Source organism: Kitasatospora sp. NPDC058032, from assembly GCF_042885845.1.
Lineage (GTDB): Bacteria > Actinomycetota > Actinomycetes > Streptomycetales > Streptomycetaceae > Kitasatospora.
This window is the reverse complement of the sequence record NZ_JBHVRK010000017.1, coordinates 109299-125475: the sequence shown is the minus strand read 5'-3', so window position 1 is coordinate 125475 and position 16177 is coordinate 109299. Positions and strand designations below refer to the sequence as shown.

14 protein-coding genes are annotated in these 16177 nt (G+C 73.4%); 7 read left to right on the top strand and 7 right to left on the bottom strand.

The window, feature by feature from the left end; all coding sequences use genetic code 11:
- Positions 1–27: 27 nt before the first annotated feature.
- Entirely contained in the window at positions 28–660 is a 633-nt protein-coding gene (locus tag ACFVUH_RS25675) for a TetR/AcrR family transcriptional regulator (protein WP_387915536.1), read from the bottom strand.
- A 111-nt stretch (positions 661–771) separates the two neighbouring features.
- Between ACFVUH_RS25675 and ACFVUH_RS25670 the strand changes: the two genes are divergently transcribed.
- The 4 genes from ACFVUH_RS25670 (at position 772) to ACFVUH_RS25655 (ending at position 6343) form a co-directional block, all read left to right on the top strand.
- Positions 772–2328 carry a long-chain fatty acid--CoA ligase gene (locus tag ACFVUH_RS25670; RefSeq protein WP_387915535.1) on the top strand — a complete coding sequence of 519 codons (1557 nt, stop codon included), beginning with the start codon at positions 772–774 and terminating at the stop codon, positions 2326–2328.
- Between the two features lie 48 nt (positions 2329–2376).
- Entirely contained in the window at positions 2377–3546 is a 1170-nt protein-coding gene (locus ACFVUH_RS25665; protein ID WP_387915534.1) for an acyl-CoA dehydrogenase family protein, read from the top strand.
- Positions 3547–3679: 133 nt separating this feature from the next.
- Complete coding sequence (locus ACFVUH_RS25660; protein WP_387915533.1) at positions 3680–5050, top strand: MFS transporter; 1371 nt, start codon at positions 3680–3682, stop codon at positions 5048–5050.
- A 180-nt stretch (positions 5051–5230) separates the two neighbouring features.
- Positions 5231–6343 (top strand): LuxR C-terminal-related transcriptional regulator, encoded by a 1113-nt coding sequence (locus ACFVUH_RS25655; protein WP_387915532.1) that lies wholly within the window; start codon positions 5231–5233, stop codon positions 6341–6343.
- Between the two features lie 90 nt (positions 6344–6433).
- Here ACFVUH_RS25655 and ACFVUH_RS25650 read toward each other — a convergent pair whose 3' ends face one another.
- A complete protein-coding gene (locus ACFVUH_RS25650) occupies positions 6434–6973 on the bottom strand; it encodes a hypothetical protein (protein ID WP_355359181.1) in 540 nt (179 codons plus the stop codon).
- Between the two features lie 200 nt (positions 6974–7173).
- Entirely contained in the window at positions 7174–7941 is a 768-nt protein-coding gene (locus ACFVUH_RS25645; RefSeq protein WP_387915531.1) for a class I SAM-dependent methyltransferase, read from the bottom strand.
- Positions 7942–8144: 203 nt separating this feature from the next.
- On the opposite strand from ACFVUH_RS25645, the gene ACFVUH_RS25640 reads away from it, so the two are divergent.
- Positions 8145–9098, top strand: a complete 954-nt coding sequence (locus ACFVUH_RS25640; RefSeq protein ID WP_387915530.1) for an alpha/beta fold hydrolase — start codon at positions 8145–8147, stop codon at positions 9096–9098.
- Between the two features lie 32 nt (positions 9099–9130).
- Here the strand turns inward: ACFVUH_RS25640 and ACFVUH_RS25635 are convergent, their stop codons facing one another.
- The 3 genes from ACFVUH_RS25635 to ACFVUH_RS25625 all read right to left on the bottom strand — a co-directional run bounded on the left by ACFVUH_RS25635 (position 9131) and on the right by ACFVUH_RS25625 (position 11245).
- The gene (locus ACFVUH_RS25635; RefSeq protein WP_387915529.1) at positions 9131–9745 is read right to left on the bottom strand and encodes a hypothetical protein; all 615 of its coding nucleotides are present in this window, start codon (positions 9743–9745) and stop codon (positions 9131–9133) included.
- 178 nt (positions 9746–9923) lie between these two features.
- Positions 9924–10517 (bottom strand): DedA family protein, encoded by a 594-nt coding sequence (locus ACFVUH_RS25630; RefSeq protein WP_387915528.1) that lies wholly within the window; start codon positions 10515–10517, stop codon positions 9924–9926.
- Entirely contained in the window at positions 10514–11245 is a 732-nt protein-coding gene (locus ACFVUH_RS25625) for a class I SAM-dependent methyltransferase (RefSeq protein ID WP_387915527.1), read from the bottom strand. Before ACFVUH_RS25625 ends, ACFVUH_RS25630 begins: the two co-directional genes overlap by 4 nt.
- Positions 11246–11588: 343 nt before the next feature.
- Here ACFVUH_RS25625 and ACFVUH_RS25620 point away from each other — a divergent pair, with 343 nt between their 5' ends.
- Positions 11589–12056: a DUF6623 family protein gene (locus ACFVUH_RS25620; protein ID WP_355359160.1), complete on the top strand. Its 468-nt coding sequence runs from the start codon at positions 11589–11591 to the stop codon at positions 12054–12056.
- Between the two features lie 65 nt (positions 12057–12121).
- Here the strand turns inward: ACFVUH_RS25620 and ACFVUH_RS25615 are convergent, their stop codons facing one another.
- The gene (locus ACFVUH_RS25615; RefSeq protein WP_387915526.1) at positions 12122–13339 is read right to left on the bottom strand and encodes an ROK family transcriptional regulator; all 1218 of its coding nucleotides are present in this window, start codon (positions 13337–13339) and stop codon (positions 12122–12124) included.
- A 365-nt stretch (positions 13340–13704) separates the two neighbouring features.
- Between ACFVUH_RS25615 and helR the strand changes: the two genes are divergently transcribed.
- A complete protein-coding gene (gene helR / locus ACFVUH_RS25610; protein WP_387915525.1) occupies positions 13705–15927 on the top strand; it encodes an RNA polymerase recycling motor ATPase HelR in 2223 nt (740 codons plus the stop codon).
- The last annotated feature ends 250 nt before the right edge of the window (positions 15928–16177 follow it).

The window sequence follows — 16177 nt, the reverse complement described above, 5'->3', positions numbered from 1 at the left end:
GCGGGCCCGCCGGTGCGCGGACGAGGCCTATGGCATCAGGTCCAGGGCCCCCGGGGCGTCCGAGGGGGCCAGTCCGGTGGCCCACACCCGCCCGTAGACGGACAGGTCGCGCAGGTGGGCGGTGATCTCGGCGGCGCTGTAGCCGGTGCCGCCCTCCACCCACCAGGACAGCAGGCCGACGAGTTCGCCGGTCCACGCCCGCGCGACGAGGTCGAGCGGGATCCGCGGCGTCGCCCCGAGCTGCGCGGCCCGGTCGCGGAACGCGGCCTCGGCGCGCTTGCGGATGAGCTCGGTGAACTCCCGCAGCGCCCGCCCGTCGCCCTCCCCCCGCAGGATCACCTGGTAGACCGGGCGCTCCTGCTCGGCGTGCTCGAAGATGTACTTCACCGGCAGCCCGGTGAACCCCTGGGCGTGCGCCTGCCGCACCGCCGGCAGGAGGCGCTCGCGGTCCTCGGCGAGGTCGCGGACGATGCCGACGAGCAGGTCCTCCTTGTCGCGGCAGTGCGCGTAGAAGGTGGCGCGGCCGATGTCCGCCCGCTCGGTGATGTCCTCGACCGTGATCGCCTGGAACCCCTTCTCCAGGGTGAGTTCGACCAGGGCGCGGCGCAGCGCGGCGCGCGTGCGGCGGACGCGGCGGTCTCCTGCGGGCTTCGTGTCCACGTTGTCTTCCTTCTGCTCCGGACCGTTGACCTGACCCTAACGCTGCCCTTAGGTTGCCGGACACCAAACTACTTTCCGAACAAATAGTTCGGAATCCCTGTGGAGGTGCCCATGAATCTCGGGCGGTACGTACGCCGGACGGCCGGCCATCACCCGGACGCCGAGGCCGTGGTCTGCGGCTCGCTCCGGCTGACCTACGCGGAACTCGACGACCAGAGCGACCGTCTGGCGACCGCGCTGCGCGGGATGGGGCTGGACAAGGGCGACCGCGTCGCGACGCTCTCGGCCAACCGCGCCGAACTGGTCGTCACCGAGGTGGCGCTGTACAAGGCCGGACTGGCCCGCGCACCCGTCAACGCCCGCCTGGGCGACAGCGAGGTGGCGCACCTGCTCCGCGAGTCCGGGGCCCGCGTCCTGCTCGCCGACGCCGGCCATCTGGAATCGGCCCGCGCGGCGGTCCCCGGGACGAGCGTGGAGACGGTGCTCTGCTACGACGGCCCCGGGGAGCTGGGCCCGGGCTACGCGCGGACGCTGGCCGACACCGCCCCCGACGCGGTCGACGTCGAGTGCGACGAGGGGGACACCGCCGTCCTCCACTTCACCTCCGGCTCCACGGGCCGGCTCAAGGCGGCGGTCCAGACCTACGGCAACCGGCTGGCCCTGATGCGCAAGTCGGTGATGAACGCGGACACCCGGGTCGGCCCGGGAGAGCGCCAGATCCTCGCCGGCCCCGTGACCCACGCCTCCGGCATGCCCCTGATGGGCGTCTTCTTCGCCGGCGGCTGCGCGATCGTGCTGCCGCGCTGGGACGCCGAGGAGTTCCTCGCCACCGTCCAGCGGGAGCGCGCCACCCACGCCTTCGTCGTACCCACCATGGTCAACACGGTGCTCGCGCTCCCGAACGCCCGCGACTACGACCTCTCCAGCCTGCGCCGGCTGGTCTACGGCGCCGCGCCCATGTCCCCGGCCCGCATCCGCGCCGCCTGGGACCTGTTCGGGCCCGTGCTCTCCCAGGGGTACGGGTGCGGGGAGACCACCTCCGGCGTCCTGTTCCTCTCCACCGAGGACCACCGGCGGGCGATCGGCGGCGAGGACGAGGAACTGCTCCTGTCCTGCGGGCGCCCGGTCGCCGAGGCCGACGTCCGGATCGTCGACGACACCGGCACCCAGGTGCCCGACGGCGCGATCGGCGAGATCACCGTCCGCGGCCCCGACGTCGTCCCCGGCTACCACAACGAGCCCGCGCTGACCGCCGAGTCCTTCCGCGACGGCTGGTTCCTCACCGGAGACCTCGCCCGCCGCCGCTCCGACGGCTACGTCTTCATCGTCGACCGCAGGAAGGACATGATCATCTCCGGTGGGTTCAACATCTACGCCGTCGAGGTGGAATCCATCCTCCACCAGCACCCGGACGTCTACGAGGCCGCCGTCGTCGGCGTCCCCGACGAGCAGTGGGGCGAGGCCGTCAAGGCCGTGGTCGTCCTTCGGAACGGGGCCGAGCTCACCGAGGCGCAGCTCGCCGAGTTCTGCTCCGAGCGCCTCGCCCGCATGAAGAAGCCCCGCTCCGTCGACTTCGTCACCGCCCTGCCCCACAACCCCAACGGCAAGATCGACCGCCGCGCGATCCGCGAGCCGTACTGGGCGAACGCCGAGCGCCGCGTCCACTGACCCGCCTGCCGCAGCAGCAACAACACCACCAGGAACAGGAACCGCCCCGTGCCCTACACCCTCACCCCCTCCTACGACGACAACCCCCGCCTCCAGGACCTGGTCGTCCGGCTGCGCGGCTACCTCGCGGACGAGCTGATCCCCTACGAACGCGAGCACGGCATCACCCCCGAGAGCAAGCTCGACCGCGCCACCCTCGAACACGTCTGGAAGCGCAGCACCGAACTCGGCTTCTACGGCATCAGCCTGCCGCCGGAACTCGGCGGACAGGGCCTGACCCTCACCGAACTGTGCGCCCTGAAGGAGGAGCTGACCGCCTCGGGGGCCTCCCTCTCGCATTCCGTCCTCGGCGACATGGGCGGGCCGCTGCGGGTGGGCGCCATCGTCAAGTACGCCACCGAGTACCAGCTGGAGCGCTACCTCCTGCCGGTGATCCGCGGCGAACGCGCCTGCTGCTTCTCCCTCACCGAGCAGGACGCCGGCTCCGACGTCCGGCGCATGACCACCACCGCCACCCCCGACGGCGACGGCTACGTCCTCAACGGGCACAAGGTCTTCAGCTCCGCCGCGCCCTTCGCCGACTTCGCGATCGTCGTCGCCCGGATGGCCGGCACGGACGAGGCCTACAGCGCCTTCCTGGTCGACCTCGACACCCCCGGCTGCCGAGTCCTCGACGGCGAGGTCCCGATGTCCGGCCAGCAGATGGAAGGAGACCTGCTCCTGGAGGACTGCCGCGTCCCGGCGGCCAACCTGCTCGGCGCGATCGGCGAGGGCCTGCGCATCGGCATCGGCCGCGTCACCCTCAACCGGCTGCTGCACTGCCCCTCGCTGATCGGCGCCGCCCGGCGCGCCTGGGACCTCTCCGTGGCCCACTCCAAGGACCGGATCGCGTTCGGCCGGCCACTGCTGGCGCTCCAGGCCATCCAGCACAAGCTCGCCGAGATGGCCACCGACATCTACGCGGCCCGCTCCATGGTCATGGCCACCGCCGGCCGCGCCGACAGCGGTGCGAACATCGCGGTGGAGGCCAACATGTGCAAGCTGTTCACCTCCGAGGCGTGCTTCCGCGTGGCGGACCAGGCCGTCCAGATCCACGGCAAGGCCGGCCTGACCCGAGGTCACGAGGTCGAGCAGATCTTCCGAACCCTGCGGATGTTCCGGATCGTCACCGGGACCACCGAGATCCACAAGAACGCCATCGTCAAGGCGCTCGTCTGACCGACACCCTCACGGAGTGCGGGGCCGCCGACCACGCGCCCCGCACTCCCCGCGCCCCCGCGCTCCCCACCGGTGCGACCGCGCCCGCCGACGTCACGACCCCCTGCTCCACCCCCACCCGCAGGAGTCACCCATGGCACCCCGCCCCCTCGCGCCCCCGCTCGACCGCACCGGCGCCCCGGCCACCGACCCCCCGTACGACCGCCGCCGTGCCTGGCTGATCACCGCCATGATCGTCGCCTTCATGGTCATCAACTTCGCCGACAAGTCCGTCCTGGGCCTCGCCGCCGTCCCGATCATGGACGAGCTGGACATCGACAACAGCACCTACGGTCTGGTCTCCAGCGCCTTCTCCCTGCTCTTCAGCCTCTCCGGCCTGCTCGTCGGCTTCCTCTCCACCCGGATGTCCAGCCGGACGCTCCTGTTCGGCATGACCCTGCTGTGGGCCGTCGCCCAGCTGCCCGTCCTGCTCGCCGCCACGGTGCCCGCGCTGATCGCCGGCCGCGCCCTCCTCGGCGCCGCCGAGGGGCCCGCCGCCTCGATGTCCATGCACGCGCTGTACAAGTGGTTCCCCCCGCACCGCCGCGGCCTCCCGTCGGCCCTGCAGATCGGCGGCGCGGCCCTCGGCACCCTCATCGCGGCACCCGTCCTCACCTGGCTCATCACCGCGTACGGCTGGCGCTCGGCCTTCGCCGCCCTCGCCGTCGTCAGCGCGCTCTGGGGCCTGCTCTGGTGGCGCGTCGGCCACGACGGCCCCTTCGACCACGCCCGGGCCGCCCCCGCCGCCGACGGCACACCGGCAACCGGCCCGCACCACCTGCCCTACCGCCGGCTGCTCACCACCGGCACCGTGCTCGGCAGCATCTCCAGCGCCTTCGGCGCCGCCTGGGCGCTCTCCCTCAGCCAGGCCTGGCTCCCCTCCTACCTGCGCACCGAACTCGGCATAAGCCCGAGTGCCGCCGCCACCACCATCAGCGCCGTCTCCGCCTTCAGCCTCGTCCTGCTGCTGACCGTCTCCCCGCTCATGGACGCGCTCAAGTCCCGTCGTGTTTGCAGCCGTTGGTCAACCGGAGCCGCCCAGGGAACGGCGGTCTGCGTGGCCGGCTGTGCGATGGCCGCCTTCCCCTTCGCCAACGCCGCCGTACCCCGCCTGCTCCTGATCGCGCTCGCCTTCGGCACCGTCGCCGTCGCCATCCCCCTGCACTACATGACCGCCGCCGAGGTCGTCCCGACCGCCCAGCGAGGCGCCCTCTTCGGCATCGTCGCCGCCACCGGGACCCTTCCCGGGCTCCTCGCCCCCTTCCTGACCGGCCGCCTCCTCGACACCGCGGGCGATCCCGGCACGGGCTACCGCACCGCCTTCCTCATCGCCGCTCTCGTGATGACGGTGGCGGGAGCGATCGCGCTCGTCACCATCCGCCCCGAGCACGACGCCCGACGCCTGGGCCTGGGACCGGAACAGGCACCGGGCCCGAGCACACCCGGACGCCCCGGACGCCCCTGACGGCCGCGGCCCGCCGGGGTGCGCCGCGCGACTCGGGCCTCGGAGCCGTGCGGTGGGTCGTCGAACGGACCAGCGCCCGGATTCCCCGCCGGCGGCAGGTCCCCGGTATGCCGGCTGGCCGTTTATCCGATGTCCAGCGGCCGGGTGCACCATCGGCGGCCACGGCGGAGAGAGGATCGCATGGACCGCACTTCCCCCTCGGTAGCGCGCCGGAGCCTGCCGGCAGCCCTGCGGCGGGCGGTGTACGCCGCCCGCCGGGCCGCCGACTCGGTGGCGGTGTTCGAGGATGCCGTCCCCGCACTGGCCCGGGCCCTGCCGTTCGACCTGTGGGCCGGCGTGCTGCTGGATCCGGTCACCCTGCTCAACATCGGCGGCAGCTTCCGGCACGGCGTCAGCGCCGAGTGGATGCCCCGGATGCTGGACATCGAGTACCGGGTGGGCGACGCCAACCAGATGCCGCACCTGTCACGGATGAGCACTCCCGTGGGCAGTCTGATGTCCGCACTGGACGGGCGCCTCGACCGCAGCGTGCGCTACCGGGACATCTACCGCCCGCTGGGGCTGGCGGACGAGATGCGGGTCCTGCTGCGGGACGCGGGCCGGGTGTGGGGCGCGCTGGTCCTGGTCCGCGCCGCGGACCGTCCGCCCTTCTCCCAGGCCGAGCTGGATCTCGGCGGCGCCCTGTCCGATCCCCTGGGGCGCGCACTGCGACGCTCGCTCGCGGCCCCGGCCGGCGGGCCCACCGTCAACCCGGCCGCCACCGGGCCGAACACACTGACCCTGCTGTCGGAGGAGTACTCGGTCGTGTCCCAGAGCCCGGGCGCCGAAGCCCGGTACGGCGAGCTCACCGAGGCCGGCGCGCACGGGACGGGCCTGCCGGCCTCGGCCTACGGCGTGGCCGCTGCCACCCTGCGGAGCGAAACCGGGGGCAGCCGGGTGTGCGTGCCGACCCGCGGCGGCGGCCTGGCCGCCATCGAGGGTTGGCGGCTCGACACCGCCGACGGCACCCGGGTGGCCCTGAACATCGGCCCGGCCATGCCGTCGGACCGGATCTCCTCCTTGATCCACGCCTACGGACTGACCCCGCGCGAGTGCGACATCCTCGCCCACGTACTGCGGGGCAGCCCGACGGCCGAGATCGCCCACCACCTCGCATTGTCCCCCTACACCGTGCAGGACCACCTCAAAGCGGTCTTCGACAAGACCGGGGTGCGCTCGCGCAAGGAGCTCGCGGGTCAGATCTTCTTCCGGCACTACCTCCCGGAGCTCTCCCTCACCGACGGACCTCGGTGACCCGCCCCGGGCCGTCGGCTCCCGTCGCACGGGCGGGGCGGCCACCGGTGCGGGCGTCCGCGAAGGCGGGCGCCCGCACCGGAACCGGGATCAGACGGTGTTCGTGAAGTTCAGGTTGAGGGTGGCCCAGTCCTTGCCACCGTTCTCCCCGTTCTTCAGGTACACGGTGTAGGGCAGCGACTGGCCGGCCGGGACCTGGAAGCGCAGGCCGGTGACCTCGTCGTCCAGGTCGGTGGTCCGGTCGTTGGTGCCCTCGAAGAACAGGGCGTCGAGACCGAACTCCAGGGTGCCCGCAGCGTCGATCACGGTCGCGAAGGCGTGCAGCTCGACGCGGATCTCGCCGCCGCAGTACGTGCGCCACCACTCGTAGGGGCCCGTCGAGGTCTCCGTCCAGTTCACGGCCTCGATGTCACCGCGGCAGTACGTGCCCGCCGCCCACCCCTCGTCGTCACGGATCGTGAACGTCCCACTGATGACGGCCTTGCGCTGGAGCCCGGCGACGGAGGTCTGCCCGTCGGCGGACGCGGGCGCCGCGACCGCGGAGACGGACGGTGCGACGACAGCCCCCACCAGCAGGGCCGCGACGGCCGAGGCGCGCGCCAGAGAACCGAAGTGCTTCCTGAGGAACATGAGTTGATCCTTCCTCGTGTTGTGGACACCGGGCCCGGGAGAGCCCCGGGCCGGTGCACCCCACACTGGTCGCGCGCCGCGGCGGCGAACATCCCAGAAGTCTGGTGGGAAGCCTCCGGAGCGTGGAGGGGCTGACACGAGGCTCGGACACGTCGGTGGGCGCCCACGCGGCGGGCCGGTTCGAGGAAGGACCGTGGAACTCAGGTGTGCGCGACCACCAGGAACTCTCCGTCGCCGGAGCCGACGGGTTCGCGGTGCCATCCACCGTAGATCCGCTCGACGGTGAAGCCCGCGTCCCGCAGCGAGGCCCGGAGGTCGTGCTCGCCGCGGAAGGCGAGCGTGCCCGTGCTCAGCAGTTCCCCACCGTCGGCGAAGCGGTAGTACTGGGAGAAGCTCACCACGCCGGGCCGGTCCTCGGTCACGTCGTTCCACAGCGCGACCTCGCGGCCGTCCGGCAGGGTGACGTGGCGCAGCGACTCGGCCGGGGTCCACTCCTCCCATTCCCGGGGCCGTGGGTCGCGGGCGTCGAAGACGATCCGGCCGCCCGGTACGAGGCTTCGCCGCAGGTCGGCGAGCACCTCCGCCCACGCTTCGTCCGTCACGAAGAACTGTGCGACATGGCTGCTCATGACGGCCACGTCGAAGGCCTCGGCGGGAAGGTCGCGCGACGTGCCCTCCGTCCAGGTCACCTTCTCGGCGCCGGGTTTGGCGCGGGCGGCGTCGAGCGACGCCGCGGCCGGGTCCACTCCCGTCACCGTGTGCCCGGCGGCCGCGATGCCGAGGGCGAGGCGGCCCGTGCCGCAACCCAGGTCCAGGACACGCAACCGCGCGGCCTCGCCCGCCGCGGCGCGGGGCCGCTCGGCCGGCTCCTCGACGATCGAGAGGAAGAAGTCGTCCCGGTACGACCAGGGAAACTCGGCGTCGTACACGGCCACCAGCAAGGGATCACGGAACTCGGCGTGGAGCATGACCGGATCGTAGACGGACCGTCGTCCGGGCCGCCACGCATGATCCGCTCCGCCCCGGGGCGCTGCGCGACGTACGGCCGAAGGTGGATGCCACGAGGTGCCCGCCTCCGCCCGCGCGGTTAGCGTGAGGACGCAGCCGGCTCGGCGGCCGGATTCCCGCGCCCGCCGCGGCCGGACCCGTGCAGCGAGAGGATCCTCCGCAGATGGCTTTCGTGACCACCGAGGACGGCCCGTCGATCTTCCACAAGGACCGGGGCAGCGGCCGGCCGCCGAACGGCGCCGCCGGGGATCCGCAGGCCGCGTTGGTGGCCGGCCACGGCCTCCGGGCCGTCGCCCACGACCGGCGCGGGCACGGACGCTCCTCGCAGCCGTGGCACGGCAACGACCTCGACACCTACACGGACGACCCGGCCGAGCCGATCGTCAAGGACTCCACGTTCACGGTCCAACGGAGGGCGGCCATGCCGATCGACCAACCGGAGTTCGCGGCCGAGCGGCGGCTCCATGACCTGCGCACCGAGTTGACCCCGGCGGACGAGGCGGATCCCGCCGTCGTGACCGGGTTCGCGGCGGGGCGGGGGCGACTCGCGGTGCTCGCCGAGCTGGCGGCGCAGCAGGAGCGGGTCATCGCCTCCGACCGGCGCAGTCTCCTGCTGCTCGCCACCCGGTGCGCCGACGGGCCGCTGGGCGCGTGGTTCGCCGGGCTGGCCGAGGGCGAGAGCGCCGCGCTGCGCACGCTGCCCGCGCTGGCGGCCGCCTGCGGTCCGGCCCCCGCCGGTCCGACCTACACCGGGCCGACCGCCGCCGGGGCGCCGCTACCGGGGTGCCAGGCCTACCCGGCGTACCTGGCCTGGCTGGCGCTGAACGGGCGGCCGGCCGCCGTGGCGGCGGCGCTGGTGGCCAACTTCGCGGCCTGGGGCGGGTACTGCGCGACGCTGGCCGGGGCGCTGCGGCGGTTCCACGGGTTCGGCGAGGAGGCGTGCGCGTTCTTCGACTTCTTCGCGCGGCCCGCGACCGCGCTGGAGCGGGCGGCGGCCGAGGCCCTCGGACCGGCGGGGCTGACCGCCGGTCCGGAGCTCGACGCCGCCCGCGAGTACGGCCGGCTGCTACAGGCGTACGAGCGGCTGTTCTGGAGCACGCTCGCCGAGCTGCCCTGAGCCGCGTCCGGGCGCGGGAACGGGAGCCGGGCTCACGCCTGCCAGTGCGGCTTGCCGCTGACCATCACGCAGCTGATCACCCGGCCGCTCGCCTCGTGGGTGCTCTTGCCGAGGTCGTCGTTGCGGCAGAACTGGCCGGCCTTGTAGCAGTTGCCGGCGTTCGACTTGATCTCGCAGTCGCCGGTGGCCGCCGCGGCCTTGGTCTCGGCGGGCTTGGTCTCGGCGGGCGCCGGGTCGGGATCGGTCGGCGGCTGGGCGGTCGTCACCTTGGGCTGCGGCTCGGCCTTGGTGGGCGTCGGCTGCGGCTTGGGGGTGTTGGCGGGGGCGGCGGTCTTGGTCGGCTGCGCCTTCGGCGCAACCGCCGGGGAGGTCGGCGCGGGCGCCTCCGCGGTCGGCTCCGGTGCCGGGGGAACCGGCGGCGGCGTCTGGACGGGCGCGGCCGGCGGCGGGGTGACCACCGGCGCGGGCGGCTCCGGAGCCGGCGCGGCCGGGGTGGTGGCCGCGACCGTGACGGCGGGCGAGGAGGCCGCGGTGGTCGCGGCATCGCCCGTCGTGGGGTCACAGCCGGTCAGCGCGAGGCCGACCGTGAGGACGAGTCCGGCGACAGCAGCCAGGCCGCGACGACCGCCGCGCATCCGTGAAGGCATGGACGTGAACGCTCCGTTCCGCTTGGAAGAGGTTCGCGAGTCAACCAGATAAGCCACACGATCTGTCCATAGTTCAAGCACTTGTAAGCAGATCGAGATCTGATGATCACGGAGCGTCGATCAGTGGAGAGTTTCGATCACATACCGCCTCATTCGCTCCAGCTGAGCCATGGAGCCGTCAGTACCGCTTCCTCACCCAGAGAACCGCGCCCGTGACCACCAGAACGGCCACCACCGCGAGGACGGGGCCGCCGACGGTGAGGAGCCGCTGGAGGGAGGTCGCCGCGGCGTATCCGGTACCGGCTTCGGCGACGGCCCACAGTCCGGCGGCGCAGGCACTGTAGGGGGCGATGCTCCGGTAGGACAGACCGGTGGCGCCGGCCAGGTGGGGAGTGAGGGTGCGGACCACGGGAAGGAACCGGCCGAGGAACACGGCCCGCCCCCCGTGGCGGGCCATCAGCCTCTCGGCGTGCTGCCAGGCCGCGGCGGGGATGCGCGCGCCGAGGCGGCCGGCCCGCAGGCGCCCACCCATCACGCGGCCCGTGCGGTGGGCGAGACAGTCGCCCGCGAGCGCCGCCGCGGCGGCGGCCGCGACCACCAGCGGCAGGCTGATGTCGCCGGCGCGGGCCAGGGCGCCGGCGGTCAGCAGGAGCGCGAGGGTGGGGGCGAACGCGCCCAGCACCAGGACCGACTCGGCACAGACGGTCAGGGCCACCACCGTGTACACCGCGATCGGCGACAGGCGGCCGAGGGCGTCGGTCAGGACGTTCACCTCCGGGCACCGGCCTGCTCACCGGCCTGCTCACCCATCGCCCCGGGGCGCCGGAGTTCCCACACGTGAGCCGGGGGCAGATTGGCGAGGACCGTCCAGCGACCGGTGGCGTAGCGGCGCCGGTAGGCGGCCGTGACCGCGTCGACGGCGGCGTGGCGGCGGACCTCGGCACGGGAGGCGAGGAGGGTCCGGGCCCGGCGGGTGCCGAGGTAGGCGAAGTAGGAGAGGGTGCCGCCGGGGTGGAGCAGGTCCAGGTAGCGGGCCATGATCCGTTCGACCCGGTCGGGGGTGAAGTTGGTCAGCGGCAGGCCGGAGACGATGACGTCGTAGCGCTGCTCGGTCTCCAGGTCCTCCACGTAGGCCTGGTGCACGGTGACCCGGATGCGCCGGGCGGGCGGGGCCGGGTGCGCGTCGAGCAGCTCGTGGAGCCGGGCGACGAAGCGGGGGTTGGCCTCCACGATGTCGAGGCGGCTGCCACGCGGCAGCTGGGGCAGCAGGGCACGGGTGACCGCACCGGTACCGGCCCCCGCCTCCAGGACGGACAGCGGTCGCGGGGCCCGGACGCGGATCGGGTCGGTCACGGTCCGGGCCAGGGCTCTGCCGCTGGGGGCGACGGCGCCGGTGGCCCGCAGATCCCGCACGGCCTCCCGCAGGAACGTCCAACCGTCCGCACGGCCGAGTGTCGTGGAGGGGCCTCGGTCCGCGGCCTGCCGGTCGGTGTGCTTCATGGACTCGACGGTAGGAAGCGCCGGGCCGCCCCGGGACTGCCATTGTGCGACGCGGTCCCCCGACGAAAGTGGGGGCCGCCCCATCACCACGGCGTGACGATGTCGGAGGCGTACACCGTGGTGGGCCGACCCGTACCGGCCGACAGCGAGGTGATCCTGACGGCGTGGGCCATGACGGCGGCCCCGCCCCGAAAACGGTGCGGAGCCTTCGCGTTGACCATTACTGTACGAATCGGTAATGGGGCCGTGATAGCGGAAAGTATGCGGGGATCGGCTCTTGAAGCCGTGACATCGGAGTGTGAGACTACAAGAAAAGAAATAACCTGCCGAGGAGGTGGGTCTTGTGGCATTGCAAGCGAGTTGGGTCCACGGGAACGCCATGGTGGTGGAGAATCCCGAGAATCTCAGCCGCAACGGACACTTCGGATGGGGTTCCGATGTGGACATCACACCGGGGAAGTCCAGCTGGTTCCACGTCGCCGTGCCGACACCGGTGATCGTCAATGACGCCCGGACGAACCTGGTCAGGGTGTTCGTCCTGTTCAAGACCGACGTCGGATTCGGCCGGCTCACCCGGGTTCACGTCTGGGACGGCTCCGGAGGGCCGCTCCAGCAGTTCGAGAACCTCGCCTCCGAGGGCGAGCACCGCACCGGGCTGGACGGTCAGAACACGTTCACCCTCGATCAGCCGCATTCGGTGGCCTTCGGTATCGGAATCTCCTTCTTCGTCGTCGCGGCGATCGGGTTCGACTCGCCGATCGCCCCCTCGCGCCTGATCCTGGGAACGGCGGGCGGTGATTTCACGACCTGACACGGCCTGACACGATCTGACACGGCCTGGCCGGAAACCTGATGGGAAATCAGAATCCCGGCCGCTCAGTCCACCGGCGCCGAGCGGCGTTCGAAGACCTCGGGACGGGCTCGGTCGAGGGCGGTGGCGACGGCGCCCAGGAGGACGGCCTCCTCGCCGAGGCGGCTCGGGGCGAGGGTGGGCCGCATGGGACTGAGGTGGCCCAGGGCCTGACCGAGGGGGTCGAGAAGCAGGTCGGCGCCGGCACCGATGCCGCCGCCCAGGACGATCAGGTCCGGGTCGAGCACGGCCGACAACACGGCTACGGCGTAGGCGAGTTGACCGGCCGCGCGGTGCACGGCGGTGGCCGCCAGCGGATCGCCGGAGCGGGCCGCGTCGAACACTCCCTTGGCCGTCAACGGGCCGGTCATGCCGAGGTCCAGGGCCGTACGGACGACCGCGTCGGCGGCTGCCGCCTGCTCGACGGTGCCGCCCGGCGTCCCGTCGGCGTGCGGCGGGAGCGGTACCAGGCCGACCTCGCCCAGCGCGCCGTGCGCACCGACCAGCGGCTCGCCGTCCTTGACCACGCCGACGCCGAGGCCGGTGCCGACCAGCACGTAGGCGAACATCCGGCTGCCGCTCCCCCGCCCGGCGCCGAGCGTGTACTCGCCGAGCGCGGCGAGGTTGGCGTCGTTGCCGACGGTGATGGTGGTCGACAGTCCGGCCGCTATCCGGTCGAACAGTCCGGGTCTGCCCCAGCCGGGCAGGCTGGTGGCGTACCGCACACCGCGCCGCCGCTCGTCCCAGACGCCGGGCGTGCCGATCACCGCGTGCACGATGTCGGCCGCCGCGACACCGGCCTCGGCGATGGCCTCGTGGGCGGCGGCCACCACCGCGTCGGCGACCGCGTTCGCCGTCCGCCCCTCGTTGGGGACGGAACGGCGGGCCACGATGTCCCCGGCGAGGTCGGCGACGGCGACCCGTAGCCGGGCCCGGCCGATGTCGACGCCGAGGACGTGCCCGGCGAGCGGGTCGGGTTCGTACAGCACGGCGGTGCGCCCGCGCTCGGGGATGAACCGCCCGGCCTCGCGGGCCAGTCCCGCCTGTTCGAGGGCGGCCAGGGCGGCGGAGACGGTGGGCTTGGACAGGCCGGTGTCGCGGGCGAGTTGGGCGCGGGAGGACGGTCCGCCGAGGCGCAGCCGTTCGAGCAGCAGCCACTCGTTGTTGCTGCGCAGCCGCTGCCGGTTCCACGGCTGCGCCGGCGCGGGGCCCGGCGGAACGGTGGTCGGCAGGTCGCGGCTCATCGGGTCCTCCGGTCTCGGGCGCGGCGGTGGGGCGCGGTGGGGCGCGGCCAGGCAGGCGCGGTCCGGGATGCGCCGGTCGGCGCCCGGGCCTGGGCATCAGCCAGTATGACCGGTCGTCAGGGCGCTCAGTCAGGGCGCTCACCGGTGGGACTTCCCGCGCGCACGGACGGGAACGGAGGGAGGAGGGCAGGGAGCGGAGGGACGGCACACTCCTCCTGCCACTCTCAAGCTGTAGCGCACGGGGGGTCTTGCCGCAAGGCCCCGGCCCTGGCGCACAATCGTCGGCCGAAGCCGGAACCAACCCCCCTTGGGAGTTTTGCGTAGTGCATCAGCTCGTGCCGGATTCCAGGACCGGAGCCGCCGCCATGACCGCCCCCGCCACCAGCACCCTCACCACCAGTGGGTTCGCCACCAGCGCGTTCGACCTCCCCGACCGCCTTCGCGCCAAGGCCGACCTGGCGCTCGTCGCCCAGGACGAGCGGCACTTCGCGGCCGTCGCGCGGAGCCTGGAGCGGGCGACCGCCGAGGTGTCCGAGCTCCTCGACACCGCCCGGCGGGCGCCCGGCGGCGCCGGCCGGGCCGCGATGGACCGGGACATCGAGGTCCACCGCCTGACCGGCCGGCTCCGCACGCTGCGCCGCTTCGGCCTGGACCTGTGCCTGGGGCGCATCGTTCCGGCCGACGGCGGCGAGCCGGTGTACATCGGCCGGCTCGGCCTCACCGACGGCGAGGGCCGCCGGCTGCTGCTCGACTGGCGCTCACCTGCCGCCGAGCCGTTCTTCGCCGCGACCCACGGCGACCCGATGGGCCTGGCCGGCCGCCGCCGCTACCGCTGGACGGACGGGCGGATCACCGACTACTGGGACGAGGTGTTCGCCGCCGAGGGACTGGAGGGGCATGCCGCCCTCGATGACCAGTCCGCGTTCATCGCCACCCTGGGCGGCAGCCGTTCGGCGCGGATGCGGGACGTGCTGGCGACCATCCAGGCGGACCAGAACGCCATCGTGCGGGCCGGCTCGCGCGGCGCGCTGGTCGTCGACGGCGGGCCCGGCACCGGCAAGACGGTGGTCGCCCTGCACCGCGCGGCCTATCTGCTCCACTCCGACCCGCGGCTCGGCCACCGCCGCGGCGGCCTGCTGTTCGTCGGCCCGCACCAGCCGTACCTGGACTACGTCTCCGACGTGCTGCCCAGCCTCGGCGAGGAGGGCGTGCGGACCTGCACCGTACGGGACCTGGTCGCCGAGGGCGCGGACGCGGCGCCCGAGCCCGATCCGGAGGTGGCACGGCTGAAGTCCTCGGCGGCCATGGTGCGGGCGGTGGAGCAGGCGGTGCGGATCTACGAGGAGCCGCCGACCGAGGGGATGACCGTCTCGACGGACTGGGACGACCTCTGGCTGAGCGCCGAGGACTGGGCCGAGGCCTTCGAGGCACCGGATCCGGGCACCCCGCACAACGAGGCGCGCGAGGAGATCTGGGCGGAGCTGGCCGAACTGCTGCTGGCCAAGCTGGACGGCGGCGAGGAGATCCCGGTCGAGACGTTCCTGCGCTCGCTGCGCCGGGACGAGGAGCTGGTCGCCGCCCTGCACCGCGCCTGGCCGCTGCTGGAGGCCGCCGACCTGGTCGGCGACCTGTGGACGGTGCCCGCCTACCTGCGGCTGTGCGCCCCGTGGCTCGCCCCCGAGGAGCTGCGCCGGCTGCGGCGCGCCGAGGCGCAGGCCTGGACGCTGTCCGACCTGCCGGTCCTGGACGCGGCACGCCGGCGGCTCGGCGACCCGGAGACCGCCCGGCGCAAGCGTCGCCAGGAGGCCGCGCTCGCCGCCGAGCGGGCCCGGATGGCCGAGGTGATCACGGACATCCTCGCGGCCGACGACGACGGCGAGGGGGCGGTCACCATGCTGCGCGGCCAGGACCTCAGGGACACCCTGGTCGACGGGAGCGCGCTGCCCGCCGCCGGCCCGGACCGACTCGCCGGGCCGTTCGCCCACATCGTCGTGGACGAGGCGCAGGAGCTGACCGACGCCGAGTGGCAGATGCTGCTGGCGCGCTGCCCTTCGCGGAGCTTCACCGTCGTCGGGGACCGCGCCCAGTCCCGGGACGGCTTCGCGGAGTCCTGGCGGGAGCGGTTGGCGCGGATCGGCCTGGACCGCGCCGAGGTCGCCTCGCTGAGCGTCAACTACCGCACGCCCGAGGAGGTCATGGCGGAGGCCGAGCCGGTCATCCGGGCCGCCCTGCCGGACGCCAACGTGCCCACCTCGGTGCGGCGCAGCGGGGTGCCGGTCACCCACGGGGCGGTCGCGGAGCTGGACGGCGTGCTCGGCGCCTGGCTCGACGCGCGCGCCGAGGGCACGGCCTGCGTGATCGGCGACGCGGCGTTCACCGCGGTCTTCGCGGAGACGTTCGGGGAGGCGTTCGCGGAGAGCGACCGGATCCGCTCGCTCACGCCGGAACTGGCGAAGGGCCTGGAGTTCGACCTGGTGGTGCTCGTCGACCCGGCGTCCTTCGGCGAGGGCGTCGCGGGCGCCGTCGACCGCTACGTCGCGATGACCCGGGCGACCCGGCGGCTCGTCGTGCTCACCGGCGGCGGCTGAGGGCGGGCGGGTGCGGAGCGACCGTGCCGGTCGCAGCCCGATGTTCAAGGCCGCGACCGGCACGGTCGGCATCCGTCCGTTCCGAGTGCGTCCTAGCAGTCGGGGATGGTGGTGCCGTTGTTGTCCCTGGCGCTGTCGTTGCCCCACCGGGACAGGTAGAACGCCGACACCCACTGGCCACGGGGGCCCGAGTCCGGGTCGGTCTTCAGCCACCAGTGGTTGAAGCTGCCACCACTGGACACCTCACGGC

Coding starts and splice junctions, on each gene's coding strand:
- ACFVUH_RS25670 (WP_387915535.1), top strand. CDS start 772: ATGAATCTCGGGCGGTACGTACGCCGGACGGCCGGCCATCACCCGGAC.
- ACFVUH_RS25660 (WP_387915533.1), top strand. CDS start 3,680: ATGGCACCCCGCCCCCTCGCGCCCCCGCTCGACCGCACCGGCGCCCCG.
- ACFVUH_RS25655 (WP_387915532.1), top strand. CDS start 5,231: ATGGACCGCACTTCCCCCTCGGTAGCGCGCCGGAGCCTGCCGGCAGCC.
- ACFVUH_RS25650 (WP_355359181.1), bottom strand. CDS start 6,973: ATGTTCCTCAGGAAGCACTTCGGTTCTCTGGCGCGCGCCTCGGCCGTC.
- ACFVUH_RS25645 (WP_387915531.1), bottom strand. CDS start 7,941: ATGCTCCACGCCGAGTTCCGTGATCCCTTGCTGGTGGCCGTGTACGAC.
- ACFVUH_RS25640 (WP_387915530.1), top strand. CDS start 8,145: ATGGCTTTCGTGACCACCGAGGACGGCCCGTCGATCTTCCACAAGGAC.
- ACFVUH_RS25635 (WP_387915529.1), bottom strand. CDS start 9,745: ATGCCTTCACGGATGCGCGGCGGTCGTCGCGGCCTGGCTGCTGTCGCC.
- ACFVUH_RS25625 (WP_387915527.1), bottom strand. CDS start 11,245: ATGAAGCACACCGACCGGCAGGCCGCGGACCGAGGCCCCTCCACGACA.
- ACFVUH_RS25615 (WP_387915526.1), bottom strand. CDS start 13,339: ATGAGCCGCGACCTGCCGACCACCGTTCCGCCGGGCCCCGCGCCGGCG.
- helR (WP_387915525.1), top strand. CDS start 13,705: ATGACCGCCCCCGCCACCAGCACCCTCACCACCAGTGGGTTCGCCACC.